This window comes from Archangium sp. Cb G35, assembly GCF_001896145.1.
GTDB classification, from domain to species: domain Bacteria; phylum Myxococcota; class Myxococcia; order Myxococcales; family Myxococcaceae; genus Archangium; species Archangium violaceum.
Map to the genome: position 1 here is coordinate 1 of NZ_MPOI01000037.1, position 1,961 is coordinate 1,961.

1 protein-coding gene and 1 pseudogene are annotated in these 1,961 nt (G+C 66.7%); both read right to left on the reverse strand.

Features of this window, described 5'->3' with window-relative positions; all coding sequences use genetic code 11:
* Positions 1-113: 113 nt before the first annotated feature.
* Entirely contained in the window at positions 114-1,628 is a 1,515-nt protein-coding gene (locus BO221_RS52130) for a hypothetical protein (protein WP_073568418.1), read from the reverse strand.
* Positions 1,629-1,729: 101 nt separating this feature from the next.
* A pseudogene (locus tag BO221_RS55300) lies at positions 1,730-1,961 on the reverse strand (hypothetical protein); the annotation flags it as partial.

The window sequence follows — 1,961 nt, forward strand, 5'->3', positions numbered from 1 at the left end:
CCCTCAACACCAACCACATCTACGCTCGTGGCACCGACAACGCCGTCTGGGTGAAGGGCTGGGCCAACAACACCTGGGGCCAGTGGGTTTCCATCGGCGGCACCATGCCGSGCCTAGTCCGGCATGGWGCCGCCGATGGAAACCCACTGGCCCCAGGTGTTGTTGGCCCAGCCCTTCACCCAGACGGCGTTGTCGGTGCCRCGAGCGTAGATGTGGTTGGTGTTGAGGGTGTCGGAGACGGCGGTGGGAGAGGACGTCATGTTGCCGCCAAGCGACAGCCAGCCGCCCCAGGTGTTGTTGGAGAAGCCCTTGACGTGGATGGCGTTGTCGGTGCCGCGCACGTAGACGAAGGTGGAGTTGGGGGAGGCGGAGACGGCGGCGGGGGCGGAGGTGAGGGCGCCGCCGAGGTTCACCCAGGTGCCCCACTGGTTGCCGTCGAAGCCAAGCACCCAGAGGGCGTTGTCATGGCCGCGCACGTACACCTGAGCGGTGCCAGGGGACATGGAGACGGCGGACGGGTCGGAGGCGAAGGTGAAGTCGCCACCAATCTGCACCCAGTCCCCCCAGGTGTTGTTGGCCCAGCCCTTCACCCACAGCCTGTTGTCCTGGGCGCGGATGAAGACCCAGGTGACATTGGGGTTGGGGGAGACGGCGGAGGGGCCGGAGGTGAGGATGCCGCCGAGCGACAGCCAGCCGCCCCAGGTGTTGTTGGCGAAGCCCTTCACGTGCAGCTGGTTGTCGGTGCCGCGCACGTAGACATGCGTGACGTCGGGGGCCGGAGAGGTGGCGGACGGCGCGGACGTCAGCTGGCCGCCCAGGTCCAGCCAGCTGCCCCACACGCTGCCATTCCAGCCCTTCACCCACAGCGAGTTGCCCGGGCCTCGGATGTATACCTGCTGCGTTCCGGCCGCCATCGACACCGCCGACGGGTGGTTGTGCGCCGGGTTCAGGCCTCCACCCTGGCCCCAGGTGTGCTGGCCCAGGAAGTTGTGGAGATTGAGCGCCACCAGCGACGAGCCGCCCCACTGCGAGGTGCCGCACTGCTGCGCGTAGGCTCCCACCCAGGGCGTGTACGTGTAGAGGGCCACGGTGGCCTTGTTCCGCGGCGTCACCGTGCACGGGTCCAGCGTGTTCTTCGCCACGCCCACGCGCCAGCCGGTGCGCGACTGGCCGTTGCGGTTGATTTCATCCAGGTACGTGAGGATGAGGCCCGCGGCGCACTCCACCTGCTTGCCGAAGCCCGCGTAGGAGACGTTGCAGCCTCCTCCGTCCGGGCAGCCGCAGCCGGTGGCCTTGGTGAGGCTGGTGGAGTCCGCCACCGTCTTGTTGACGAGGCCCGACTCCGTCTGGATGCGCGCCAGCATGTAGAGAGGGCTGACACCACTCGCCTTGGAGACGTTGGCGATGATGTCCGCCGCCAGCCGGTTGCCGTAGGCCGGGTCCCGGTAGTTGCGCAGGCCGCTGCTCTTCTTGTTGAGGAAGCCCTGCACCTCCGCCTCGGTGATGTTCCCTCCGCCCCAGATTTCTCCATCCTCGAGCAGCCGGTGCATGTCCTGCGTGCCAAGCTCCTGCGGCAGCACCTGGCCCGTGAACGGGTCGATGACGGGCTCATGGTCCCCCTCGTTCATGGGACCGCAAGCAGTCACGAAAAGCGTCGCGGCAACCGTCAACCATTTTTGGATTCGCATTTTTTCACCCAATTCCTATTCGGGTTGGCCGGATGCCGCGCCTAGTCCGGCATGGAGCCGCCGATGGAAACCCACTGGCCCCAGGTGTTGTTGGCCCAGCCCTTCACCCAGACGGCGTTGTCGGTGCCACGAGCGTAGATGTGGTTGGTGTTGAGGGTGTCGGAGACGGCGGTGGGAGAGGACGTCATGTTGCCGCCAAGCGACAGCCAGCCGCCCCAGGTGTTGTTGGAGAAGCCCTTGACGTGGATGGCGTTGTCGGTGCCGCGCACGTAG